Source organism: Paenibacillus glycanilyticus (assembly GCF_051200795.1).
GTDB classification, from domain to species: domain Bacteria; phylum Bacillota; class Bacilli; order Paenibacillales; family Paenibacillaceae; genus Pristimantibacillus; species Pristimantibacillus glycanilyticus.
The window spans coordinates 674,890-698,989 of record NZ_CP195155.1 but is presented as its reverse complement, the minus strand read 5'-3'; the positions used below and the strand labels follow the sequence as shown (position 1 = coordinate 698,989).

General features: G+C 53.4%; 27 protein-coding genes. 16 read left to right on the top strand and 11 right to left on the bottom strand.

The window, feature by feature from the left end; translation table 11 throughout:
- Positions 1–123: 123 nt before the first annotated feature.
- Genes ACR9FF_RS03290 through ACR9FF_RS03280 form a run of 3 tightly spaced genes read right to left on the bottom strand, consistent with a single transcriptional unit; the run spans position 124 to position 1,983 of the window.
- Entirely contained in the window at positions 124–747 is a 624-nt protein-coding gene (locus ACR9FF_RS03290) for a ferric reductase-like transmembrane domain-containing protein (RefSeq protein WP_435168978.1), read from the bottom strand.
- Complete coding sequence (locus tag ACR9FF_RS03285; RefSeq protein WP_435168976.1) at positions 744–1,676, bottom strand: FAD:protein FMN transferase; 933 nt, start codon at positions 1,674–1,676, stop codon at positions 744–746. Before ACR9FF_RS03285 ends, ACR9FF_RS03290 begins: the two co-directional genes overlap by 4 nt.
- Before the next feature lie 16 nt (positions 1,677–1,692).
- Complete coding sequence (locus ACR9FF_RS03280) at positions 1,693–1,983, bottom strand: hypothetical protein (RefSeq protein WP_435168974.1); 291 nt, start codon at positions 1,981–1,983, stop codon at positions 1,693–1,695.
- Between the two features lie 283 nt (positions 1,984–2,266).
- Here ACR9FF_RS03280 and ACR9FF_RS03275 point away from each other — a divergent pair, with 283 nt between their 5' ends.
- The 4 genes from ACR9FF_RS03275 (at position 2,267) to ACR9FF_RS03260 (ending at position 7,714) form a co-directional block, all read left to right on the top strand.
- Positions 2,267–3,313, top strand: a complete 1,047-nt coding sequence (locus ACR9FF_RS03275) for a GGDEF domain-containing protein (protein WP_435168972.1) — start codon at positions 2,267–2,269, stop codon at positions 3,311–3,313.
- A gap of 138 nt (positions 3,314–3,451) precedes the next feature.
- Positions 3,452–4,429 carry an ornithine cyclodeaminase family protein gene (locus ACR9FF_RS03270; RefSeq protein WP_435168970.1) on the top strand — a complete coding sequence of 326 codons (978 nt, stop codon included), beginning with the start codon at positions 3,452–3,454 and terminating at the stop codon, positions 4,427–4,429.
- A 12-nt stretch (positions 4,430–4,441) separates the two neighbouring features.
- The gene (locus tag ACR9FF_RS03265) at positions 4,442–5,602 is read left to right on the top strand and encodes a dipeptidase (protein WP_435168968.1); all 1,161 of its coding nucleotides are present in this window, start codon (positions 4,442–4,444) and stop codon (positions 5,600–5,602) included.
- Between the two features lie 12 nt (positions 5,603–5,614).
- A complete protein-coding gene (locus ACR9FF_RS03260) occupies positions 5,615–7,714 on the top strand; it encodes a CocE/NonD family hydrolase (RefSeq protein ID WP_435168966.1) in 2,100 nt (699 codons plus the stop codon).
- A 56-nt stretch (positions 7,715–7,770) separates the two neighbouring features.
- Here the strand turns inward: ACR9FF_RS03260 and ACR9FF_RS03255 are convergent, their stop codons facing one another.
- Entirely contained in the window at positions 7,771–8,535 is a 765-nt protein-coding gene (locus ACR9FF_RS03255) for an SDR family oxidoreductase (RefSeq protein ID WP_435168964.1), read from the bottom strand.
- A 173-nt stretch (positions 8,536–8,708) separates the two neighbouring features.
- Here ACR9FF_RS03255 and ACR9FF_RS03250 point away from each other — a divergent pair, with 173 nt between their 5' ends.
- The 4 genes from ACR9FF_RS03250 to ACR9FF_RS03235 all read left to right on the top strand — a co-directional run bounded on the left by ACR9FF_RS03250 (position 8,709) and on the right by ACR9FF_RS03235 (position 11,993).
- Positions 8,709–9,470: a prolipoprotein diacylglyceryl transferase gene (locus ACR9FF_RS03250; protein WP_435168962.1), complete on the top strand. Its 762-nt coding sequence runs from the start codon at positions 8,709–8,711 to the stop codon at positions 9,468–9,470.
- Positions 9,471–9,472: 2 nt separating this feature from the next.
- Positions 9,473–10,915, top strand: coding sequence for a radical SAM protein (locus tag ACR9FF_RS03245; RefSeq protein ID WP_435168960.1), 1,443 nt, complete (start codon positions 9,473–9,475; stop codon positions 10,913–10,915).
- Entirely contained in the window at positions 10,899–11,231 is a 333-nt protein-coding gene (locus ACR9FF_RS03240) for a hypothetical protein (protein ID WP_435168958.1), read from the top strand. Before ACR9FF_RS03245 ends, ACR9FF_RS03240 begins: the two co-directional genes overlap by 17 nt.
- An 81-nt stretch (positions 11,232–11,312) precedes the next feature.
- Positions 11,313–11,993: a carbonate dehydratase gene (locus tag ACR9FF_RS03235; RefSeq protein ID WP_435168956.1), complete on the top strand. Its 681-nt coding sequence runs from the start codon at positions 11,313–11,315 to the stop codon at positions 11,991–11,993.
- A 67-nt stretch (positions 11,994–12,060) separates the two neighbouring features.
- Here ACR9FF_RS03235 and ACR9FF_RS03230 read toward each other — a convergent pair whose 3' ends face one another.
- Complete coding sequence (locus tag ACR9FF_RS03230) at positions 12,061–12,936, bottom strand: SMP-30/gluconolactonase/LRE family protein (protein ID WP_435168954.1); 876 nt, start codon at positions 12,934–12,936, stop codon at positions 12,061–12,063.
- 131 nt (positions 12,937–13,067) lie between these two features.
- Between ACR9FF_RS03230 and ACR9FF_RS03225 the strand changes: the two genes are divergently transcribed.
- Positions 13,068–14,144 (top strand): S-layer homology domain-containing protein, encoded by a 1,077-nt coding sequence (locus tag ACR9FF_RS03225; RefSeq protein ID WP_435168952.1) that lies wholly within the window; start codon positions 13,068–13,070, stop codon positions 14,142–14,144.
- A gap of 36 nt (positions 14,145–14,180) precedes the next feature.
- Here ACR9FF_RS03225 and ACR9FF_RS03220 read toward each other — a convergent pair whose 3' ends face one another.
- From ACR9FF_RS03220 to ACR9FF_RS03210, 3 genes are all read right to left on the bottom strand, one after another.
- Positions 14,181–14,549, bottom strand: a complete 369-nt coding sequence (locus ACR9FF_RS03220) for a VOC family protein (RefSeq protein WP_435168950.1) — start codon at positions 14,547–14,549, stop codon at positions 14,181–14,183.
- A 21-nt stretch (positions 14,550–14,570) separates the two neighbouring features.
- Positions 14,571–15,005 carry a MarR family winged helix-turn-helix transcriptional regulator gene (locus ACR9FF_RS03215; protein ID WP_236013546.1) on the bottom strand — a complete coding sequence of 145 codons (435 nt, stop codon included), beginning with the start codon at positions 15,003–15,005 and terminating at the stop codon, positions 14,571–14,573.
- A gap of 105 nt (positions 15,006–15,110) precedes the next feature.
- Positions 15,111–15,872 (bottom strand): tryptophan-rich sensory protein, encoded by a 762-nt coding sequence (locus ACR9FF_RS03210; RefSeq protein WP_435168948.1) that lies wholly within the window; start codon positions 15,870–15,872, stop codon positions 15,111–15,113.
- 183 nt (positions 15,873–16,055) lie between these two features.
- Between ACR9FF_RS03210 and ACR9FF_RS03205 the strand changes: the two genes are divergently transcribed.
- The gene (locus ACR9FF_RS03205) at positions 16,056–16,631 is read left to right on the top strand and encodes a TetR/AcrR family transcriptional regulator (protein ID WP_127495852.1); all 576 of its coding nucleotides are present in this window, start codon (positions 16,056–16,058) and stop codon (positions 16,629–16,631) included.
- Between the two features lie 69 nt (positions 16,632–16,700).
- Complete coding sequence (locus tag ACR9FF_RS03200) at positions 16,701–17,474, top strand: SDR family NAD(P)-dependent oxidoreductase (RefSeq protein ID WP_435168945.1); 774 nt, start codon at positions 16,701–16,703, stop codon at positions 17,472–17,474.
- Positions 17,475–17,537: 63 nt separating this feature from the next.
- On the opposite strand, the gene ACR9FF_RS03195 is transcribed toward ACR9FF_RS03200, so the two are convergent.
- Positions 17,538–18,398, bottom strand: coding sequence for a LysR family transcriptional regulator (locus ACR9FF_RS03195; RefSeq protein WP_435168943.1), 861 nt, complete (start codon positions 18,396–18,398; stop codon positions 17,538–17,540).
- Between the two features lie 120 nt (positions 18,399–18,518).
- On the opposite strand from ACR9FF_RS03195, the gene ACR9FF_RS03190 reads away from it, so the two are divergent.
- From ACR9FF_RS03190 to ACR9FF_RS03175, 4 genes are all read left to right on the top strand, one after another.
- On the top strand, positions 18,519–19,001 hold the full coding sequence (locus ACR9FF_RS03190) for an HPP family protein (RefSeq protein WP_435168941.1): 483 nt from the start codon (positions 18,519–18,521) through the stop codon (positions 18,999–19,001).
- A gap of 107 nt (positions 19,002–19,108) precedes the next feature.
- Positions 19,109–19,471 carry a hypothetical protein gene (locus ACR9FF_RS03185; RefSeq protein ID WP_435168939.1) on the top strand — a complete coding sequence of 121 codons (363 nt, stop codon included), beginning with the start codon at positions 19,109–19,111 and terminating at the stop codon, positions 19,469–19,471.
- A gap of 108 nt (positions 19,472–19,579) precedes the next feature.
- The gene (locus ACR9FF_RS03180) at positions 19,580–20,074 is read left to right on the top strand and encodes a cation:proton antiporter regulatory subunit (RefSeq protein WP_127495857.1); all 495 of its coding nucleotides are present in this window, start codon (positions 19,580–19,582) and stop codon (positions 20,072–20,074) included.
- 3 nt (positions 20,075–20,077) lie between these two features.
- Positions 20,078–21,310, top strand: coding sequence for a cation:proton antiporter (locus ACR9FF_RS03175; RefSeq protein WP_435168937.1), 1,233 nt, complete (start codon positions 20,078–20,080; stop codon positions 21,308–21,310).
- Positions 21,311–21,800: 490 nt separating this feature from the next.
- Here the strand turns inward: ACR9FF_RS03175 and ACR9FF_RS03170 are convergent, their stop codons facing one another.
- Both ACR9FF_RS03170 and ACR9FF_RS03165 read right to left on the bottom strand, forming a co-directional pair.
- Positions 21,801–22,904, bottom strand: a complete 1,104-nt coding sequence (locus tag ACR9FF_RS03170) for an MBL fold metallo-hydrolase (RefSeq protein ID WP_435168935.1) — start codon at positions 22,902–22,904, stop codon at positions 21,801–21,803.
- A 38-nt stretch (positions 22,905–22,942) separates the two neighbouring features.
- Positions 22,943–23,383, bottom strand: coding sequence for a MarR family winged helix-turn-helix transcriptional regulator (locus ACR9FF_RS03165; protein ID WP_435168933.1), 441 nt, complete (start codon positions 23,381–23,383; stop codon positions 22,943–22,945).
- Between the two features lie 129 nt (positions 23,384–23,512).
- On the opposite strand from ACR9FF_RS03165, the gene ACR9FF_RS03160 reads away from it, so the two are divergent.
- Positions 23,513–24,100 (top strand): NAD(P)H-dependent oxidoreductase, encoded by a 588-nt coding sequence (locus ACR9FF_RS03160; protein WP_435168931.1) that lies wholly within the window; start codon positions 23,513–23,515, stop codon positions 24,098–24,100.

Below are 24,100 nucleotides of genomic sequence, written 5' to 3'. Positions count from 1 at the left end.
ACCTCCGAATTCGAGGAATGTGATACGCTTACATTTTATGCGGGAGGTGCGAAAGTTGTCTCCTTCAATAGCCTGTATCACCGACATATTGTTCAAAATAAAAAAAAGACCCCCTAAAGGGCCTTATCGTACTTTATAGTCGCTGGGCTCAAGAATGATCGGCTTTCCCTGCGGATAGGTCACCCGCCCGCTCTTTGGAGCATCAGACTTATCCTTCTTTGCCGTCCATACCCTGTAGACCGTAAGCCCCGCTACGATAATCCCCGTCGCCCCGTACATTGCCTGCGCCCAAGGATAGCTTGAATCCGAGCCGATCAGAAGACCGTGCAGGAGGGCTAGAAAATACCCGGGAAATGCCAGCATATGCGTCATTTTCCACGCTTTCTTGCCAAGCTTTTTCATCATGTCGGAGGACAGGATAACAATAAAGCACATATAAAACGAGAGTGTCCCCATGCCCGTTAGAACGGGATGCGATTCGGCCGTGAACGGAATCAGCAGTCCGCTTACGGAATAGCCCACGTATTGGTCGAACAGCAGCACGGCTCCGTGCATCATGCCGAACAAAAAGCCGAACCAGCCCGCGGATTGATGAATGGTCAGCACCGTCGCTTTGGCTTTATTTTTAATTAGCCGCGATCCCATGCAAATACCGGCAATCGTGGACAAAAACAGGAATAAATACGACGTAATGCCCGCCGCGCGGGTTGTGGTCCATACGCTTAGAGCATCCAATATCTGATTCATACGCATAATCCCCTTTCCTCTGCATACTGACCGATGGCGCCAACCGTCCGGATCGAACCGTCATGCAGCACGCCTACCGCCGCGCAGGCCGGATGATTGCCCGCAAGCCATTCGAAGCCCTGCTCCCGGCCGAGAAGCAGGACGCATTTCGCGTATACCTCGGCGTCCGCCAGATTGGGCGCAAACAGCGTCACCTGGGCCAGATCGGATTCAACTGGCGCTCCCGTGCGCGGATGAATAATATGATGGCGGCTTTGGCCGGCGCTGTCCTTCCATTGCCTTCTAACCGTATTGCTTGTGGCGATGCCCGCCTGGTACCTTACCCGAAGCGTCATCAGATCCCGGCTTGTTTCCCAAGGATCACCGATGCCAACCGACCAGCCTTCGTCCGGCACGCCCCACAGCGCAATATCTCCTCCCGCTCCAATCGCACCGGAACGTACGCCCGCATGCTGAATCATGAGGGACAGCTGATGGGCGCTCCATCCCTTCGCGAATCCGCCCAGGTCGACCGCAAGCTTCAAATTCAGCGTTAACGCTCTTGTGCCCGGGTCCAGAATCAAAGGCTGCTCGCAATCAAAGGGATTAGCTGCAAACACCGGCTTCGCATGCGCCGACTTCTCCGCCAAGGATTCAAACGTCCCGGAATATCCAAGCTCGCGAATGACATGTCCCATATAAGGATTAAACAGACCGTCTGTCGCTTCATAATAACGGTTGGCCTCAGCCATTACTTCATAGAGCAGCGTGGAGGCGGAAAAAGGTTGTCCGGCAGACCGGTTCATTTGGGACAGCTCGCTGCGCGGATTGAACCGGCTCAGCTTCTCTTCTACGACAGTGATCCAGCTTTCCGCCATCGCCTGCGCGCCTTCATGCAGTCCTTTTGTGAAAAACTGCGAATTCATCGCCCGGAATCTATGCAAAGCCATCTATGCTACCTCCCTGCTATGAAGCATGCGTCCGCATGCCTTCGTCGCCGGAACTTGTTCCGGAGTCCGTTCCCGAGCCGAAATCCCGTCCCATGCCGTGCCCGCGGCCGAACGGCCTTTGCTCGAAGGAGCCCGTGCCGTCATTGCCCTGGATTCCTCCATCGGATGGACTGCTATTTAGAACGTCGCTGCCGACCGGACTTGTTGTTGGATTTGCCGATGAATGATTGATAACGCCCACCATTCCCGTAAATAACGCTACGCTGGAAAGACCGACAACCCATTTCACCCATTTGGAATTTGCCATAATATTGCCTCCTCTACACCCGTCAAATGTCCTATAATTGACAGTGTATATCCTCTTCCTTAAACGTAGCTGAAATAAGATTCCGGATTCATTTTACGAATAACGTCTTCCAACCGTTTCCTGCATCCTGCTATAATCGGCAGTAACGGATATTTTTCTCGTCAGGCTGGTGACCACCATTAACATACTGCTGGATTCGACAACAATCCTTATTTTTCTTGGAATTGCTTATTTATTTACCTTTATCCTTATAAGCGCTTATTGGCGGGATGTGATCAGAGCCTTGCCGGTCAGAATCTTTTTCCTGGCCAAATGCCTTCAGTCCTGCTCCTGGTTTCTTGTTGTCCTGCGCGGAGAAATCCCGGACTTTCTGACTATCTCCGTTGCCAATTCCCTCATGTTCGTCGGAGCCTCCCTTGAGACCATCTCCATGTTGCGATTAAGAAACGAATGGCGGACGCGCTATAAAATCATGTACAGGCTGGCTATCCCTCTCAGCATTGCGGGCTTTCACCTCATCATGCTGATCCATAACGAAGAGGAGGCCCGAATCGCCTATTGCTCTGCCGCTCTCGCCATCATACTTGCCCCTATGTACAGGCTGATCAAAGGACCTTCCCCGCTAATGAAAGTCATAGGCTATATTTATCTGTTTGTGATTGCGGCCAATCTGGTCAGAGGAACAACCGCTCTCTTTACGGATATTCCCGCAAGCTTTTATACGCCGGGTATCTACCAATTGCTCTATCTGGTGACGATCTATATTCTTACGATCCTGGGGATTATGGGCTTTATGCTGCTGTGGAAGGAAAAGACCAACCAGGAGCTGCTTCATTACGCAAGCTATGACGATCTGACCGGCGCGTTAAATCGAAGAACGTTTATGACCAGCGCCAAGAGGTACTTGAATCACTATGCCAAGAAAGGCGAGGCGGTCTCGTACCTGCTGTTTGATATCGACAGCTTTAAGGACATTAACGATAAATACGGCCATCATACCGGCGATCTCGTGCTGCAGGACGTAACGAAGCGAATCCAGCATTACTTGGACAAGGACGACTTGTTCGTGCGTTACGGCGGAGACGAATTCGGCATTCTGCTTCCCGGCAAAGGCGAGCAGGAATCAAGCGCGCTGGCCGAACGGATTAAGATCATGCTGCAATCCGCTCCGACCACCCTGCCTGTCTCCTACACCATAAGCATGGGAGTGCTCACCGTCGTTCCGGATCAGCACACCCATATGGAATCGATGTATACGAGATGCGACCAAGCCCTCTACACGGCCAAAAGAAACGGCCGAAACACCATCTACCGAAGCCAGTTCGGCTAGAATCGGTCCCTCTTGGAAGAGCTTGCCGGATAACCGGCGGGCTCTTTTTTTGCTGCGCCAAGCAACGCTTACACTCCCTAATATTTTTGAGGTAAAATAAAATAGATCTACATTCGACAGCAAGCAGGTGAGCGCATCATGTTAGTCATTGACCGTAACGTTGTATCCGAATTATTAACGATGGAAGCCTGCATTCCGCTTATGGAAAACGTCCTGTCCGATTTGTCCGCCGGACAAGCCGAGCAGCAGCTCCGGTCCGTTGTACCCGTCCGCCAGGGCGGCTTAATGGGACTCATGCCGGCGTATCTCGCCTCGCAGGAGGCCGTTGGAGCGAAGCTGATCAGCGTCTTCCCTCACAATCATAACCGCGGCCTTCCCTCCCATCAGGGCGTTATTGCTTTGTTTAACGCGGAGAATGGCGCGATAAACGCCATTGTTGACGGCCGTAACGTAACGGCCATACGTACCGCCGCCGTCAGTGCGGCCGCAACGAAGCTGCTCGCAAGAGAAGACTCGCGGGTTCTTGCGTTAATCGGAACAGGCGAGCAAGCCCGCACTCATCTCGAGGCATTGCTTCTTGTCCGCCCGATCGACCTTGTCCGTATATGGAGTCCTAACCTGGAGCATGCGACCAGATTTCAGAATGAGATGGGCGCCAAATACCCGGAGCTGACGATCGAGATATCGGCTACCGCGCAGCAGGCCGTTGCGGAGGCCGATATTATCTGTACCCTCACCTCCTCTACAACTCCCGTTCTGCAGGGAGAGTGGATTCCCGAAGGCGCACATATTAACGCCGTTGGCGCTTGCCGGGCTCCCGACCGGGAGCTCGCTACAAGCGTTGTCCGGCAGGCGAAGCTGTATGTCGACCGGCATGAATCGGTCGTAAACGAAGCCGGGGACTATCTGATTCCCCTTCAAGAAGGGGCGATCGGCAGCAATCATATTATCGGCGAGATCGGCGAAATCCTTCTTGGCCTTGCTCCGGGCAGAGCCTCGGACAAGGACGTTACTCTCTTCAAATCGCTTGGCCTGGCCGTTGAGGATCTGGCCGTGGCGGCTTATCTTTATGAGCAAGCCAAGCTTCAAGGCAAAGGTATAACTATCGCAATCTAGGAGCGTGTTATCATGAAGGATCATCAAGGATTGTACGACTTTCACCTCACTCCGGAGCAGGAAAAGCGGGCACTGGACATCCATGAACGCAGCATCGTAATCGACCTGCTGTTTCAGGGTCCTTTATCCCCCCGCGTTGTTCCCGCCGAAGTATCGGCGCAAATCAAAGAAGAATGCGAAGCCCTGAAGGATGACCCGATGGCATACAGCGCCCTCCCTGCCAAACGTCTGCGGCAAATATCCGTAAGCGGCGAACTGCCTGCCTTCAAGGAAGAGTGGTACCGCTCCGGAATCACGGCCGGCAACCGGGAAGTGGATTTGTCCAGCCCGGAAGCAATTATAACGAGCATGGGCGAAATGCAGGAGCAGTTCGACCGGTTGGATTGGCTTGTAAAAGCGCTAACGGCAGACGATATCCGCGAAGCCAAGCGCAAAGGGTTTAAAGCCGGCATCGTCACTTCGCAGGATCCGGGCGGTCTCGGCAAGAACCTCGACCTGCTCGAGGCTCTTCACGGCTTTGGCCTTCGGGTGCTTCAATTAACCTATAATAATCAGAATGCCATCGCTTCCGGGTGTATGGAGCTGGCGAATGGCGGCGTTTCTAACTTCGGCATGGCGTTTATAAGCCGCATGAATGAGCTTGGCATCGTTGTCGATACCAGCCATTGCGGCGAGCAAACCACGCTGGATGCCTGCCGTCTCTCCACCCAGCCGGTTATCGCTTCCCATACGGGCGTAGAAGCGATCTATCCTCACCGCCGCTGCAAAAGCGATGCCGAGCTTCGCGCGATTGCCGCTACGGGCGGCGTAATCGGCGTATTCGCCATGCCATGGTTCGTTCATGGTGATCCGCACGCTACAACCATCGATCATGTGCTCGATCACATCGACTATATCGTTCGTCTAGTTGGCGTTGACCATGTCGGTATCGGAACAGACTGGCCCATGAGCGACGTCGATTGGTCCCTCGTCTATTTCAAGGAGCATATCGCCCCTAAACTTGGCTTTGCCAAAGGAGACGGACCGTCCACCGAGCTTGTCGCCGGACTCGAGCAATACGGCTTGTTCATCAACTTTACCCGGGGACTGGTGGCAAGGGGTTATTCCGATGAAGAGGTTAGCAAGATCATTGGCGGCAACTGGCTGCGTATTTTCGAACAGGTATGGGGATAGGAGGAGCTGCATATGACGATTTACAACTTTTATTGCGCGGGCGTATACGAGGGTAAGCTTCGTTTTACGGAGGAGAAAGTGATGCATGCCCGAGTAGACCGCAGACGGCGTACGCAGATGCGGGAGCATGCGCTGGACCCGCAGGCGAAATACATTCTCCCGCTTCAGCAAATTCGCGAGAATCTCCCGATCTACAGCAAGACCGAATGGTCCGGAGAGCGCGTTGTGACCGCGAATGGCGAAGCCTATCACCGTCATCTCACTTATACCGATGAGCAAGGACGCACTTCGCAGGTATGGGCCAGACGGAAAGACACCGCCGTGGATATCGTAACGCTGGACGGTGCCGTTATCGCCTTCCTCTGCCCGAACCGCTACGGCATGGAGATTATCGTGCAGGAAGGAATGGAGAAGCTCACTCCGCTTGTCGTGTACGACGATCCCCTGCTGTCCAAGCCCGAATACGGCGTAAATGATCTCGGCACGTTCCTGGTTCCAATGCGTGACGGTCTGAAGCTCGCAACCGACGTCTATCTGCCGGAAGGCATTCAGCCGGGCGCAAAGCTGCCGACGATTCTTGTCCGAACCTGCTATGACCGGGCCGGCAAGAAGGAGCATTTCCTGCGCTGGGCGAACAAGGGGTATGCCGTGGTGAACCAGGATGTCCGGGGACGCGCCGATTCCGAAGGCGAGCTTGTCCCGTTCTATTACGAACGCGAAGACGGCAGCGATACGATCGATTGGATTATTTCCCAGGAATGGTCGAATGGCGATGTTGGCATGTGGGGCGCCTCCTATCTTGGTTACGTCGTCATGGCGGCATCCACCAGCGGACATCCGAATCTGAAGGCGGTCGTTAACGAAGTTAACGTCGGGTCGCCGTTTGTCGATACGGTCCGCCGCGGCGGCACCGTCTGCTCCTGGCCGCTGCTCTCCTGGACGCTTGCCCAGTCGGTTGGCACCCGGACAGACTTCGAGATCTTTGGCGGCATTACCGTTGACCCAGCCAAGGCCGTTGAGGCGCGTCCGATCAGAGACATCCCGCAGCAGATGATCGGCAGGAATTCCGGTCCTTGGGACTTCTGGAGCCAGCATCCCGAGTACGATGAATACTGGAAGAACTGCACTCACTCGGAGCATGCGGACCAGATTAAAGCTCCGATGTTCGTCATCTCCGGCTGGTACGACGGCGACAGCCCCGGCGTATCGGAAACGTGGCGCCTGCTCACCGAGCATGACGTTCCGAACCGTAAAATCTGGCTTGGCCCGTGGGAGCACGGTCCAAACCGCGCCCGTGACTTGGAAGGCACCGCCTTTGGCGAGGATGCCGTCGTCTACGACTACGACGTTAACGTCCTCCGCTGGTTCGACCATTTCCTGAAGGGTACGGCAAACGGCATTAACGAGGAGCCACGCGCCCGCTACTACGTGGTAGGCGAGAACAAATGGCGGACATCGGCGGATTGGACGCCGGTCGAAGCGGCCGTTACGCCATTCTACCTCGGAGGCGGCGGACGGGCGAACTCGGCCTTTGGCGACGGCAAGCTGACGTTGCGGCAGCCGCAGCAAGGCAACAGCCCCGATGTTTATGTCTATAACCCGGCCGATCCGGTCGTGGATGCCGGGGAGCGGATCCCGGAAAACCGCCGTACAATCGAGCTCCGCCAGGACGTGCTCTGCTATACCGGCGACAAGCTGGAGCAGCCGCTTAAGATTGCCGGCGAACTGTCTGCCGTTCTCTATGCGGCAAGCTCGGCGGTCGATACCGACTGGGTTGTCGCGCTTAGCGACGTGGATGAAGCCGGCAATTCCATTCTGCTCTCCAGCTACATCGTACGCGCCAAATACCGTCACGGCTATGACAAGCCGGAGCTGCTGACGCCTGGCCAGGTAGAGAAATTCGAAATTTTCCTGCCGAATATCGCGCATCAGTTCCCTGCCGGACACCGCATCCGCTTCTCCATTACGTCGTCCAGCAAATTTGTCGCGTTCCCGAATTCCAATACGGGTCTGAACCCGTATGACGATCCGGAGCCGATTCCGGCTACGCAGACCGTCTATCACTCCGAGCAATACCCAAGCCACGTTCTGCTGCCCGTGCTTGGCGAATAATACGATGCAAGGCCGGGCATCTCTTCCAGAGAGATTCCCGGCCTTTCCTCACATTCTTATAAATGCGACCCTCCGCTTGCATCTATGCACTGTCCCGTAATCCAGCGGCTGTCGGAGGAAGCGAGAAACGCGGCGACATCCGCGATATCCGAAGGCTCTCCCCATCTGCCGAAGCTCGAATACCCGGCACCGAATTGATAGCCCGATTCATCCTGCAGCATAGCCTTGTTCATATCCGTGGCGACAAAGCCGGGCTGCACAGCATTAACGGTTATCCCGCGGGGCGCAAGCTGGGTGGATAACGATAACGTAAGCGTATTGACCGCCCCTTTGCTCATGCTGTACGCCGCGACCCCCGGCAAGGAAATTCTAGTTACCGCAGAAGACAAATTAATGATCCTCCCGCCGTCTCTTAGTCGGGATAATGCTTGCTGAATAAGGAAAAACGGACCCTTCACATTGGTATTCATCACAAGGTCGAAGTCGGCTTCCGTTGTTTCCTCGATGGACACAGGGAGTCCCACGCCTGCATTGTTAACGAGAATATCAAAATACTTCTCTCCCGTACGCCGCTCCAAGGCCAGATCAAATTCTTCAAAAAGCTTAGCGGCGCCGGCAGCCGTACCAAGCTCCTGCCCTATGGCAAAGGCTTCTCCTCCCAGCTGTCCGATCTGTCTTACGACGTCGGCCGCCGCATCATGATTAGAACCGTAATGAACGGCTACCATCGCCCCCTCCTCTGCAAGTCTCAGCGCAATCGCGCGGCCGATCCCTCTGCTCGCGCCGGTTACCAGCGCGATTTTTCCGTTTAATCCGTTCATCCTCTGCTTCAGCTCCTCCCGTTTTTTACATCTTTATTTGTACCATGGGAGCTATTTTGTAATGTTGCGGTCTCATTCCCGGGCCGAGGAAAGCTTATGGAAATCGAAAGGGATTTCTGTATCGATAAGCGAATCTATACAAAATAAGCCAATACGATAGATTGGAGCGCATCATGACTTTCCCTGTCTGGATTGATCTCGGATTTGTAAAGCTGCATCCCCATGCGGTATTCGAAACACTCGCGTATTTTATCGGCTTCCGCGTCTACCTCTACACAAGAAGCAAAGACAAAATGCCGATCGTGCAGGGCATGTGGGTTATCGTTGGCGCCATCATGGGCGCGGCGGTTGGTTCCAAGCTGCTGTTCTGGTTCGAGGACCCTCGCTTAACGCTTGAGAATTGGAACAGCTACACCTATCTCATGGAGGGCAAAACGATCGTTGGCGGGCTGCTCGGCGGCCTTATCGGCGTCGAATGGACGAAGAAGCGCATTGGCTATTCCAGCTCCACGGGCGACGACATGGCAGTACCTCTTATCGTAGGAATGGTCATCGGGCGAATCGGCTGCTTCCTGACCGGTCTTGACGATCATACGTACGGCGTGGCCACGAGCTGGATTACCGGAATCGATTTCGGTGACGGGGTACTCCGGCATCCGACGCAGCTGTACGAGATTGCTTTCCTCCTGCTGCTGGGCGCCTTCCTCTTCCGTTCGAAACGAAAGGGCGGCTTGCCCGACGGAGCCATCTTTCAATTGTTTATGACCGGTTACCTGCTGTTTCGCTTCGTTATCGATTTCATTAAGCCAACACCGCATTTCTATCTAGGACTCAACAATGTACAGCTTGCCTGTATCGCCGGACTCGCCTATTACGCCGTTCTATTATCCAAGTGGCTTATACGGCCGCAGCGCTCGCACAGAAAGGAATTGTAACGATGACAACCAAAAACAGACCTTATATTTTCTACGAGTTGACAAACAGCGTATGCTCCAAATGCCTGCGCAAGGTTGAAGCGAAAGTGATCATTGAGGACAATCAGGTATTCCTTCTGAAATATTGCGGACAGCACGGCCGCGAAAAGGTACTAATCGCAAGCGATGCGGAGTATTACAAAAAGTGCCGGGAGTTTCTGAAGCCCGCGGAAATGCCGGAGGTATGGAACACTCCGATCCGCTACGGCTGCCCCTACGACTGCGGGCTATGCCCCGACCATGAGCAGCACAGCTGCCTGACGCTGCTCGAAATTACCGAGCGCTGCAACCTGCAATGTCCGATCTGCTACGCGGAATCCTCCCCGCATGCCGGCTCCTATCGTTCGCTTGAGCAAATCGAGTTCATGCTGGATGCGATCGTCCGCAACGAAGGCGAGCCGGATATCGTGCAGATCAGCGGCGGAGAGCCTACGATTCACCCGCAGTTTTTCGAAATATTGGATCTGGTGAAGAGCAAGCCCATCAAGCATGTCATGGTGAACACCAACGGTCTGCGGATCGCCCAGGACAGAAAGTTCGCCGAACGGCTGGCCCAATATATGCCGGGCTTTGAGATCTACCTGCAGTTCGACAGCTTCGAGGAAGAGACGCTACGGGAGCTGCGCGGCGTGGACCTTCGCGATGTGCGGCGCAGAGCGCTAGAGCATCTGAACGAGTTCAACATTTCGACCACCCTGGTTGTTACGCTGAAGAAAGGCCTGAACGATCACGAGATTGGCGATATTATTCAGTTCGGCCTGAAGCAGCGCGCCGTGCGCGGCGTCACGTTCCAGCCGATTCAGGCAGCGGGAAGACTGGAAGAGTTCGACCCGGCCAAAGACCGCCTGACGCTTAGCGAGGTACGGCAGGGCATCATTGATCAATCGGGCATTTTCCGCGCGGAGGATGTAATCCCGGTTCCTTGCCATCCGGATTGCCTTGCGATGGGTTACGCGTTAAAGCTTGGCGGAGAGGCTATCCCGTTAACCGGGTTAATCGATCCCCAAATTTTGTTGGACGGCGGCCGCAATACCATCGTGTTCGAGCAGGACGAAACGCTGAAGTCGCGAATCTTCGAGCTGTTCTCGACGGCCCATTCGCCTGCTTCCTCGGCTTTATCGCTGAAGAGCCTGCTGTGCTGCCTGCCGCTTGTTTCCGTACCCGAGCATATCAGCTACGACAATGTATTCCGGGTCATCATCATGCAGTTTCTGGATCCGTACAACTTCGATGTGCGTTCGGTTAAGAAATCCTGCGTGCATATCGCGCATCCGGACGGCAGAATCATTCCGTTTGATACCTATAACATGTTCTATCGCACGGCGGAGCAGGAGAAGAAGCTCGCCGAGCTGAGAGAGGAATTCGATATGCGACCGGGAGGGAAGGTCTATGACTGGAGTCAATAACGGGGATAACGGAGATAACAGAGATAACACGCAGCCGGGAAGCCCCGGCAAATCGCCTTACGAAAAATCGCCGCATCACGTAAAGCATGTATTCCTAGGCATCGGAATATTGGCCGTGCTGCACTGCCTGCTGTTCCTTTTCCCGATCGGCTTCTTTTTCATCAGCATTGCTCAAATTGTCTATCTGCTTCCGGCTATATTCGTGTTCAATAAAAAAACCGGCATCGTTCAGGGCCTCCTGATCGGCGCCGGCATTACGTTTCTTGTGAATGCGGCTTGCTTCGGCCTTCTGGTCAGCGGCAATCTCTCGCTTTAGGAAATCCCCTGTGACATTTGCCTATTAGCGGAATAGCTTAATTGAAAAGCATTCCCTATTCGGTCACAAGGAGATTACGACATGGGTTCCCATCTTCCAATAGGCCCCGTAAATCTATTCGCGCGGTTTATTAGCCCTAATCCGGTTACGTCCATTAATCCCGTAGAGCGGTTTTCCTCTATCCGTCCTACCGCTTACGTAAGTCCGTTTACGAGCGTGATTGGCGATGTGCGCATCTGCGACAATGTGTATGTTGCACCCAGTGCCGCCCTTCGGGCCGACGAAGGAACCCCGTTTCTCATCGGCTCGAATTCGAATATTCAGGACGGCGTTATTTTGCACGGATTGGCTAATCAAAGCATTGAAGTGTGCGGTAAAAGCTATTCCATCTTTATAGGCAAAAGAGTCTCCGTTGCTCACGGAGCTATTATCCACGGCCCTTGCCTGATCGAGGATGATGTATTCGTAAGCTTTAAAGCCATTGTCTTTAATGCGGAGGTGGGACGCGGCTCTTATGTTTCGATGGACGCGATTGTGACCAACGGAGTGCGGATCCCCGACGGCAGGTTTGTTCCGCCGGGCGCGCATATCGATACGCAAGCAAAGGCCGATTCGCTTGGTCCGGTACCGAAAAGCTCCGAGGAGTTCGCTCAGCAGGTCATAAGGGTTAATACCGATTTCCCGCCTTCGTATCATGCGATGTTCGGCACCCGCCGGTGCTCCTGCGGAATCGCTTATAACCATGCGAATCTATTGAGCTAAAAAAGCCGGGAGGCCTCCTTATCGGAGTCTCCCGGCTTTTTATCTATTTTCATGACTTTCTCCCACGCTATCCTCTTGCCCGCTGCACGGGCAATCCCTTAACATCCAGCTTCACGCGGAAAACAGCTCCGGCGAGAGGCTGTTCCTTAAGCTGGTCCTCGTCATTGCCGATCCTCGCTGTCGTAATGTACAGCTCGTCCAAACTCTCGCCGCCAAAAGCGCAGGAAGTGACATTCCGGACGGGAATCGGGATCGTGGCGAGCTTTTCGCCGGTTAACGGGTTCCATCTCCCGATCTGCCAGCCTCCCCAATGTCCAATCCACAGCATCCCTTCCGAATCGATGCTCATGCCATCCGGACTGCCTTCCCCCTCCGGGAATCGGATCACAATCCGCCGATTAGCGATCTGTCCGCTGGCAGCGTCGTAATCAAAGGCGTATACTTCATTCTCGAAGGTATCTATGTAGTACATGACCGTTCCGTCCGCCGTCCACGCCAGCCCGTTGGAGCAGCCAATGCCGCTTAACCGTTTCGATAACTTGCCGTCCTCCAGAACGTAGAGATGACCGTTCCGTTTCCTCGTGGAGATCATGGTTCCTGCCCAGAACCGGCCCGCCGGATCGCATTTGCCGTCATTCAGCCGGTTCGTCGCCGTCTCTTCCTCCGTGCGGGCAATCAGGGACATATCGCCTGACTCCAGATTCAACCGGTAAAAGCCGTCCGCCAGCGCGATTAACCAGGTGCCATCCTCTGCCGGAACCGCCGCGCTGATCATTTTCTCCGTCTGGAGCTGGAGCTTTCTTCCGTCGTTTGGACGGTAACGGTGTAATTGACGGCCTTCTATATCGACCCAGAGCAATTCCTGAAGCTGTTCATCCCATACCGGGCCTTCCCCCAGCTCATTTCGCGCCTCTAGTAGGCATTTCGCCTCATAATTTTTCAAAATTGACTTCCTCCCCTATCCAAGAAATACAAATGAATTCCGATATAAACAGTATGTACCTGTATGACGGGGTTTTGCAATGGATGGTCTAAACGGCAGGGATTGCATTCTAAGGGGAAGGAATGATAAAGATGAAAAAGAAAATCGCAGGCATTGCTTTAGTTATACTTCTCTGCTCATACGCTACTTTAAGCTTTGCCAACAGTAAGACCTCCGCTGATTTCACGGACTTGAAAGACCTGGACGCGGCAACAAAAGCCAAGTTTGACGCCATGATCAGCGCGGGAATCTTCGACGGCGTCTCCGACACCACTTTTGGATTGAAGGAGGAAATGAACCGCGCCCAGTTCGCGAAGGTCGCATCGCTTATTATGGGACTCAAAACGGATGATTCCCTGAAGACCTCAAGCTTCACGGACGTGAAGGCCGATGACGCGGCCAACGGCTACGCGCTGCCATACATCGAAGCGCTCAAAGCAGCGGGCGTAACGGAGGGCTATGGAGCAGGCATTTACGATCCTGCGGGCAAAGTGACCAAAGAGCAGCTGGCAACCTTCCTGGTTAGAGTTCTTGGCAAAAACGCTGACGCTAAAACAAAAACGGGATCGGATACGACCGTATCGGATTGGGCACAGGGTTATGTCGCGCTGGCGCTCGAATTGAAAATACTGAATAACGGCGCTGACGGGAAGTTTGGCGGACAAGCCAACGCTACGCGCGACCTGCTTCTGACAGGCGCGTATGAAGCCAAGCAGCAATACGTACCGCCGGCTACTCCAACGCCGACGCCTACACCAACGCCGGTGTATACGCCGGCTCCGACACCTACACCTACACCTACACCTACTCCTACGCCAACACCATCGCCTAGTGACAACGGCGGCACTGGCGGCGAAAACGGCGGCACCGGCGGCGAAAACGGCGGCACCGGCGGCGAAAACGGTGGTACTGGCGGCGAAAACGGCGGCACTGGTTGCGAAAACGGCGGTACTGGCGGCGAAAACGGCGGTACTGGTTGCGAAAACGGCGGTACTGGCGGTGAAATCGGCGGTACTGGCGGTGAAGACGGCGGCACTGGCGGCGAAAACGGCGGTACTGGCGGTGAAATCGGCGGTACTGGCGGTGAAGATGGCGAAATCCCTTCTGGCGGCGGCGGTGGGTCCCCTAACTGTGAGCCCTATGATTCTATGTGCATACCAACGCCATAACAAGCAAGGTGCGGGAGCTTCTCCCGCACCTTTTCTCTATTCCCGATAAAACGACAGCACCCAGCACACGCCGTTCCGGTCGTTCACGATTGCCAGCAAACCGTTAAACGGGGCTTCGTACATCTCCGTATGAACGGTTCCGCTTTGCGCAAACTCCCCGTAGATGCGCCTGAATGCTTCTTCCTCGTCAATCTTAAGGAACACCCTGACATAGTCACCCTTCATAAGCGGCTTTGCAGCTTGAATATCCGCGAATTTAATCGTTGTTCCCTCCACAAGCAGATCCGCATTCAGAACGGTGTCTCCCTGCTGGCGCAAAATAACGACCTCGCCGCCAAACACCTTTTGATAATACCGGATTTCCTCTTTACAGTTCTCCACCGCGATAAAAGGTTGAGCAAGCATAGTTATTCATCCTCCCCAATTCTAATTGACTTGATCCGTCAAATTGTGTAGCACGTTCTTCAACAGCGTTAACAATAAGCCGTACTCCTCATCGCTTATTCCTTTTCTGGTTTTGCTCTTTACCCGATTTAAAGCCTCTTGGACGTGAGGGACTACTTCTTGCCCCTCTTTCGTCAAGTAAAGCAGATGGTAACGGTTATCCGAAGGATCCGGCTCTCTCCGCACGTAACCCTCAGCCTCTAGCTTAGCGATCGCTTTTGCCGTTGTGGTCTTATCAATAAAAAGCTTCTCACTCAATCCTTTCTGCGTGGCCGGCTGCGCGTTTGCTATTGCCATCAGAAATATATACTGCCCGCTTCCAATCCGATATGGAGCTAGTTCAGCCGAGATCAGCACTTGCATATGGCGGTAAATCGCCGAAATATATTGGCCATGAGATTCGGATTGTCCGTTCAATTAAATGTCCTCCTTGCCAATAGAATGTCATTGCAACTAATTCATTTACATCATATGCTAATTAGAATGTTATTGCAACTAATTTCAAAAAATAAGAAGAAGCCTTTACAGCCTCTTCTGTCTACCGCGAAACAGCGTATACACAGCAAGCACAGCAATCAGTGTGGCCAGTGAATAGGCCGTCCACGCAATAACGGGATGCTTCCCACCATTATTGACACCTATAGCCACAAAAGCCCAGACAAACACCGCCATAAAAGCCCCGTCTCGATACTTTCTACCGACCCATATACAGAGCAGCGCCGCAACAAGCAGCATGATTACGGTCCATGCCTCTTCAGACAGGCCCAATCGGTTCCAATCGGAAGCGTAAAGTGCCACGGATACGTTTACGATACTAGCCACGCAGATCCATCCCAGATACAAGCTGAACGGCAGCAGCACCCACAGCCGTTCGGCTCGCGTTAAGGAACGAATGGTTTTCTGCCGGACGCCCGTATAAATAAGAATCAGAGCCAGCAGCAAAGCAAACATGATCGTTACGCTGCTTGCCAGCTTCTCAAGATGCCAGAGAACCAGCCATGCCGCATTAAACAAACAGCTTAGGAAAAAATATATTCCGATTGCGTTTATGGCCGAACTAGCCTTGCCTTTTGCCGTAAAGGAAAACCATACAAAACCAATGAGTAAGGCGTATATAACCGTCCATATTCCAAATGCATACCCGGCAGGTTGGATCAGAACGGGATACCGCGCTGCAATCTCACCTGTCGTTTGGCCTCCAATCGGGATAGTTTCCGCGAGATAATTCATAATAAGTACGAGGACTAGCCCAACAGCGTTTAACCAACGCAGAATAAGCTTCATTCCCTATCACCCGCTTTAGCAAAAATGAATATACACCATATTATTGGACATCCCGTCGTATTATTAATCGAATTTGCCTATTTAGCGCCTCCCCATCCTTTTGAGAACGATCAGTAAAAAAATAATTCTTTACCGATCGTTCTCAATATGATAAGCTGTGTTCAGAAAGGAGGCAGTGAACATTTGGCCAGAAGCAAAGAATTTGACGTAGATGCCGTCCTGCTGAAGGCAATGAAGCTGTTCTGGACGCAAGGCTACGAGAAGACCTCCATGCAGGATCTCGTTGAGCATATGGGCATTCACAGAAGAAGCATTTACGATACGTTTGGTGATAAACATGCCTTATATTTAATGGCCTTAAAACGTTACAGCGACACCGTCTGGAGCTCCATTGAACAACGGGCGCAGTCCTCCTTATCCGCAAAAACCGCCATCCGTTCCGTCATGGAGGCCGCTATCGCTCAGAGTGAGGAACGGCCAAAAGGCTGCCTGATGGTCAATACCGCCGTGGAGCTGGCCATGCACGATCCCGAGCTTGAAACCTGCGTTAACCAAAGCTGGTCCGGCACGGAAGAGCTTTTTCGCAAGCTGATTATAAAAGGCCAGCAAGCCGGGGAGCTGTCAGCCTCGCTAGATCCGGAGCTGCTAGCCCCTTACCTCAACAATGCGCTTATCGGGCTGCGGGTCATGGTAAAGACGCAAAACCATACAGAGAAATTACAACAGGTTATTGCTACAACGATGTCTATTTTAGACTAAATTTTTTTGAATATTTTAGAACGATCATTCTCAAAATAAGAGATAAAATAAAAAGGAGCAGTGATTACAATGGCAAGACTAAACGGTAAAGTAGCTTTAATTACAGGCGGCAACAGCGGTATCGGACTGGCAACAGCGAAACGGTTTGTTCAGGAAGGCGCAAAGGTTGTCATTACGGGACGCAATCAAGAATCTTTAACGGCTGCGGTAAATGAGCTTGGCGCGGAAAATGCCGTTGCCGTACAGGCGGAAGCGGCGGATCCGGCTGGCTCGGAAAAAGCGGTAGCGGCAGCAATCGAACGCTTCGGTAAGCTGGACATCGTCTTCGCGAATGCGGGTATTTCCGGCGGCACTCCGCTTGGCGATACGAAGCTGGAGGACTTCGAGCAGATTCTGAGGGTCAACGTGACCGGCGTCTTCTTTACGGTACAGGCTGCCGTTCCGCATCTCCAAGCCGGCGCATCGGTAATCCTTGTCGGCTCGGTGCTTGCCACTACCGGCCCGGCAACCCGGGCAGCATACGCGGCCAGCAAAGGCGCCGTCACCAGCATGGCGAGGGTCTTTGCATCCGAACTGTCTCCACGCGGCATCCGCGTGAACACGGTTGTGCCGGGTGCTACGAAAACTCCGATCTGGAAAGCTACCGAACCCGAGCAAATAGCGAAGCTGGAAGCCGGTCTCTCCCGCTCTATTCCGCTTAACCGGCTTGGCGAACCTGACGAGATTGCCAATGCCGTGCTCTTCCTCGCTTCGGACGAATCCTCCTTCGTTCAGGCTGCCCAGCTTCAAGTCGACGGCGGTGCCGATGGCGCTCCGTTAGGCGCTCCTATCTACCGTCAATAACATTCTTGCCCAAAAAGCCGTTTCCGATGAAGGCACTGCCTTCCCGGGGACGGCTTTTTCCATTTAAGCCAGGCCCGCACGCACCCAGTCCATGAAGGCCGCTGCAGCCGGACGAAGCTGCTTCCCCTTCAGATGGATAAATCCCTGATGAACGGGTTCCGGCACAGGGAAATCGAGTGCGATCAGCTTCCCTGCCCGCAGCTCCTCCTCTACGTTCACCTTCGGCAATAACGATATCCCAAAGCCCGACTGAACCATACGTTTAATCAATTCCACGCTCGGGAAGCTTCTGCGGTCATGCAAGGCATATCCCGCTTCGCGGAGAGACGATTCCCCAAGCTCGTGGTATAGGCAGGCATTCCCGTAGCTGATATATACCTGCTTGCCGCCTCCCCTGCCTTCCGGCGCCCCCACCCATACCAATTCCTCAATGGCCAGCGGGACAAATTCAAGACCGTCATGCCCGGGATCACGGGGAACAAGGCCCAGATCATCCTTCTGCTCAAGGACCCTGCCGCACATATCCTCCATAAAGCCGGTCGAGAGCCGCAGTTCAACCTCGGGATAATGCTCGGCGTAAGAAGCAAGCAGATCGGGCAGTCTTGTCACGCAATACGCCTCTAGAGCACGGACCTTCAGCACCCCTCTAGGCTGCTCCGTGCGTAGCAAATCCTCTTCCAGCGCCTCGCTTAGAGCAGCAAATTGCCTTGCAAACCGGGCCAACGCGGCCCCTGCTTCCGTAGGTTCGACTCCTCTTGGCAGCCGGTCAAACAGCTTTTTGCCGCTTGCCTTCTCCAGCTGCGCGATATGAGTCGTCACGGTAGACTGCACGTAACCCAATTTATCGGCTGCCCGGCTGAAGTTCTTCTCCTCCATTACCGTCAAGAAAGTACGGAGCGATCTTCCGTCCCATTGATCCAGCATGATATCCCGCCTTCCAGGTATTTAATTTCGAAATGATATTCATCATATATATTCATTTTTCAAATGGTTAAGCACATGATACCATCGAAGCAATCGATCGTAAAGGAGAGCTGGTGCTTCATGATTAACCGTTTAATCCGCTTCTTATGGCCGGCCATAGGCGCTTTCGCCGCCGTCCTGCTCTTATTCCTGTTTGAAAACGTGACAGGTCTGGCGCTGTTAATGGCCCCGTTCGGTGCCTCCTGCGTTATCGTATTCGCCCTTCCGGACAGTCCGCTGGCAAAGCCCCGCAATGTGGTCGGAGGCCACGTAATCAGCACAATCACCGGGCTGGCATTTCTGCATGTATTTGGCCAGCATGCCTGGACCTTGGCTGCGGCGGTTGCGCTGTCGATCGTGCTTATGCAAGTAACGAAGACCCTTCATCCGCCGGCAGGCGCGGATCCGCTGGTCGTGATTCTGGCCGGAGCAGGCTGGTCCTTCCTGCTTACGCCCGTACTCGCCGGAGCCTTGCTTCTTGTCGGAATAAGCGCCGCATACCGGTTTATTCAACAACCTTCTCGAACTCAGCAGCCCAAAGAAGCGAGCGCTAATTCCAAATAATGGTTGAAACCTCTTATGCGGTAATCGCGTAAAACATGTAAAGCCTGCTTCACGCATAAGCTTGGTAAAGGCAGATCAGAATCTATTCGTTAAGGGGGGCGTCATTCATGAAAACATACCGTTTCACCGGTCGTCTGACGCTGCTTCTCTTCCTGCTTGGCGCCTTTGTTCTGTTCAGCATGCCAACGATGATGCTTGGCAACGGCCATTTCGACGTATCGAAATCCAGCCGCACGCATATCGAGCACAGCCTGCCGAACAGCATGAAGGCCATTAAGCGCGTAACGATATCTCCTGCCACCAAGCTTTTTGCCATGCTTGCGCTGCTCGCTGTCATCTACAGCTGGATCAGCTACCCCCGCCGGTTTTTCCTGGCGAAGCGTGTTTTCTTACTCCCCTTCTTGTTCCTGGAGCGGCTCAAACGCCTGCTTATGCCCCTCAAGCTGACGACTTCCTATTCCATCGTTTAAGGACAATTCCAATCTCTTCCGCGTTTTACGTAAAGCGGAGGTCTGATTTGTGCTGCCTATTGAACAAAAGAATAGAATTTCGATCATACTCGAGGAGGTACTTCCCTTATGAATATCCGTGAAATCGATCTGCCCGGCATCGGGCGAAAATTTCAGATGAACACCCGCAGCGGCGACCAGCTGGTTATTATCGTGCACAACGACGGCCGCAGAGAATGCTATCACTTCCACCACGAAAATCCGGAGAGCAGCATCTCCATGATCACGCTGGATGACGATGAAGCCCGGATGGCTGCCGCCATGATCGGCGGGATGACGTATAAACCCAAAATGCTGGAGACCATCGAGGTCGCCCTCGACGAGCTTATTATCGAGTGGTACAAACTCGAGTCCCATTATGCCTGCATTGGAAAGACAATCGGAGAGCTTAACATCCGCAAAAATACGGGCACGACCGTTATCGCTCTGCTCGCCGCCAATCACGCCAAGCAGATTAATCCCGGTCCCGAGGTCGTTCTGGCTGCCGATCATACGATTGTTGTTGCCGGCGAACGCGCTCAGCATAAAGAATTGAAAAAAATCCTCATGAATGGATGTGATTAATGGATGGATCACATCATACTTGAGGTTGGCCTCGCGATTGCGTTAATCGCAGTGGCTGGTTTGCTGTCGGCAAAAATCCGTTTTTCCGTCATTCCGTTCTATATCCTGATCGGGATGGCCGTTGGTCCCCATTCGGTGGAATTCTGGCATTTCGACTTCCGTTTCATCGAGAGCGCCCCGCTCATCGAGTTTATGGGCAGGCTAGGCGTCCTGTTCCTGCTCTTCTATCTCGGACTGGAGTTCTCCGTTGGACGTCTGATCAAATCCGGCCGCTCCATCGCGGTCGGCGGCACCATCTATATCGCCATTAACTTCACCCTAGGCCTCCTGTTCGGATGGCTGAGCGGCTTTCCGTTTCAGGAGACGCTTGTTATTGCCGGGATAACCACGATCTCCTCGAGCGCCATTGTCGCCAAGGTACTGGTTGACTTGAAGCGCACGGCCAATCCGGAGACCGAGATGATTCTTGGCATTATCATGTTCGAGGATGTCTTCCTCGCCGTTTATATTTCCATTTTGTCCGGCCTTATCTTAAGCGGTTCGACCTCGATTGGCGGCATTCTTTTATCCACGGTTATCGCGCTGGTCTTTATGCTTGCTCTTCTTAACCTCGGCCGCAAAGCGGCACCTATGCTGAATAAGCTCCTGAATATCCGGTCCAATGAGCTGTTTGCGCTTGTTATCTTCGCCGGGCTGTTCCTGGTGGCGGGTCTCTCCGAAACGATCCATGTCGCCGAAGCGATTGGCGCTTTACTGTTCGGCCTTGTCCTGGCCGAGACCGAGCATATGAAGCGGATTGAGAAGCTGATCCTCCCCTTCCGGGATTTCTTCGGCGCCGTCTTCTTCTTCAGCTTTGGCTTGACGATCGATCCAACGGCCCTAGGCGGTGCCGTATGGCTGTCGCTGGCTGCCGTTGCCGTTACGCTGATCGGCAATTTGACGGCAGGCATGCTTGCCGGGCGAAGCGCGGGCTTGTCTCCCAAAGCCTCGGTTAATATCGGATTGACCATCGTCTCCCGCGGAGAGTTCTCCATCATTATGGCGAATATGGCGAAAGCCGGTGCCCTGATGGCTGTCATTCAGCCGTTTGCCGCCCTGTATGTCCTGATTCTGGCCATCCTGGGGCCGCTCCTTACGAAAGAAAACAAGCTTATATATCATCTGTTGAACCGACTGTTCCGTTGGGACCGCAAGCAGACAAGTACGTCGCATTCGAAAGAACCCGCTTCATTCTAGGCAGCTCCGGGGCCGCATACGTTGTAGCAATAAAGGAAGCTGGAGAGGTGTTGCTCCTATGGCTATTGCGTTATGCGGAAAGGCCTAATATTCTATTCCTACTCGTGGACGAAATGCGTCCCCCCTTTACGAGGAGAAGGATATCCGGGTTTGGCGATTGTGTTTGAATGAGGGATTCCCTTCATGTTCACGAAGATATTTAGCGAGAATGGAAGTTGGTTGCGGATAACCAGAGATCTACGTTGGAGATGGTACAGTGTCAGGGGGCGTTTCTAGTGGCGTAGACGCTCTACACTAGATTCTCTCCAGTAGATTCAGCTCAGATTGAATCATTCGGCTCATTTATGGCCTTTATGATGGAGTGATTCCAACGTGGCTCCCAATGGTTCCTTATTTTGCTGAATTCACTGGAGGAAATCCAACGTACGGTAAAAATAAGGGGGTGTCCCATCGTCATTTTATGACTTAAGGGACACCCCCTTGCTTATGGTTACGAGCGCCACCATTCGTCGGAAGGATAGGTTCCCGTTCCGATCGGGACGGGCTCTCCTATCCGCGGGGTGGCCAGCTTGGCGCGAAGCTCCCTGGCCTTCTTGAGGGCACGTTCCGCCGGATCCCGCCAATCATGCATCGCAAGCCGGAAGGCTCCCCAGTGAATGGGGATCATGACATCGCCTTTTACGTCCAGATGGGCCTGCACGGATTCCTCCGGCATCATATGAATGGCAGCCCACCGGGTATCGTATTGACCGCATTCCATTAACGTCAGGTCGAAAGGACCGTATTGTTCCCCAATCTGCCGGAAATGCGGGCCGTAACCGCTGTCCCCGCTGAAGAAGATCCTTGCTTCCCGGCCATGCAGAACCCAGGAGCACCATAAGGTTCCGTTACGGCCCGTTAATCCCCGCCCCGAGAAGTGGCGGGCCGGCGTGCATGCCATATGAATCCCTTCCCAGACGGTTTCTTCCCACCAATGAAATTCCTCGATCCGATCCGGAGCAACGCCCCAGCGCTCGAGATGGGCGGCAACGCCCAGCGGAACAAAAAAGCGGCCCACTTTGTCCTTCAGACGTTTGATGGAGCCATAGTCCAAATGATCGTAATGATCATGCGACAGCAATACGGCATCGATGGCAGGCAGCTCCTCGATCTCAATCGGCAGGCTGCCGCTGAACCGTTTGCCGCCGATCCACGGAATGGGCGACGGAGCTCGCCCCAGCATCGGATCGAGCAGCAGCTTTTTGCCGTCCAGCTCCAGCAGCAGAGCCGAGTGGCCGAACCAGGTCACCTTGGCTTGTCCGGCAAGCTTATCCTTAAACGACTGCGGATGCAAAGGCATGACGGCTATTTCCTTCTCCGGCGAAGCCAGCTTGTTGCCCCGGGCAAATTCCATGAGAAGCCCAAGGTTCTCGCGCAGCGACATGGACATCGCGGACGGCAATACGTTTTCGAACTTGCCGTTTGAATAATGGGGGGATTTCTTCATGCGCGCCAGCGTCTGCTCGCCGGGCTTGCCGCCAAATACCGGATAGATGCTAAGGAATAGAACAAGAAGCAGAACAACAACTATAGCAATGAAGATAAATACGGCCATGATGACGATCACCTCTTAGCTTTTATCAATATCGGACTTTATGAATTCGCGCGAAATATCGTCGTGCCAAGCACCTCAAGCGCCTCGGAAATCCGGGCTAGATCGACCTCCGGCACATGCTCGATTTGCTGCAGGAACAGCTGTCTCATATGGCCGAAGGCCATTCCCATTTTCTCTTCGCCAAGCGAGGACAGCCGGATGTACTGCTTCCTCCGGTCCTCCCGATCCTCAATCTTCTCGCAGAGCCCTTTCTCCGTCAGCTTGCGGATCTCACGGCTCGTGTTCGGCATCGAGATGCCTTTGCATTCGCTGATTTCGCTTAATGTAATCGGCTGTTTCACCGTCAGAAATTCCATTATTTCGTATTGCAGAGGCGTGATATCATCCATCGGCATTCCCTTCGTCATATCGTAATGCAATTGGTGGGAAGCTGCGATGTGGGACACCATCTGCCCGAATAGTTTATCCTTGGAATCCATGTTGGACCATCTCCTTATAACCGGGCTGGGCTGAAACCATCCTTTTTGTTATCAAAAAATAATTATCTATTGACAACAATTTATGTTGCGTGATAACTTCTTATCAAATGATAACAAAGAAGGTGTCCGATGAAAACCCTTATTATTTACACGCATCCGAACCATAACAGTCTCAGCTATTCCTTCCTGCAGAAAACGATCCAAGGCCTGCAAGAGAACCATCAAGTCGAAGAGATACAGGTGCTTGACCTCTATGCCGAATCGTTCGATCCGCTGCTTGTGTTTAACGAGAATAAGCGCAGGCGGGATATGCATGCCGACCCGGAGCTCGACCGGCATCGCCAGCAGCTGCTCTGGGCCGAGAAAATCGTGCTTGTCTACCCGATCTGGTGGGGCCGGCCGCCGGCGATGCTGCTTGGTTACATTGACCGGATGTTTGCTTCAAATTTCGCATACCGCGATAATGGAAAGCTCCTTCCCGAAGGCCTCTTGAAGGGCAAATCGGTCGTATGCATCTCCACCATGAAAGGACCTTCCCTTTATCCGCTGTTCTGGCTCAACAATGCTCATAAGGTGCTTATGCGGAAAGCCCTCTTCAGCTACGTCGGCATCCAGAAAGTGAAGTTCTTCGAATTCGGCGGCATGGAGAAAAAGCAAGGCAAGCAAGAGCAGAAGCTCGAACGGATTTATCGCTATTTCAAGACCGTTGCGCAGTAG